At 69.6% G+C, this 204-nt stretch carries 1 pseudogene; it reads left to right on the top strand.

The features are described 5' to 3' along the window. Positions 1–204 (top strand): annotated as a pseudogene (locus tag ADK60_RS29385) (acyl-CoA dehydrogenase); the annotation flags it as partial.

Genomic DNA, 204 nt, shown 5'->3' with positions numbered 1-204 from the left:
GGAGAAGGGCGACGCGGGGGTGTCGTTCGGTGCGCCGGAGCGGAAGTTGGGGATCAAGGGGTCGCCGACGCGTGAGGTGTACTTCGACAATGTGCGGATCCCGGTGGACCGGATGATCGGTGCGGAGGGGACGGGGTTCGCGACGGCGATGCGGACGCTGGACCACACGCGGGTGACGATCGCGGCGCAGGCGTTGGGGATCGC

Source organism: Streptomyces sp. XY431 (genome assembly GCF_001279805.1).
Taxonomy (GTDB): domain Bacteria; phylum Actinomycetota; class Actinomycetes; order Streptomycetales; family Streptomycetaceae; genus Kitasatospora; species Kitasatospora purpeofusca.
This window is presented reverse-complemented; position numbering and strand designations above follow the sequence as displayed.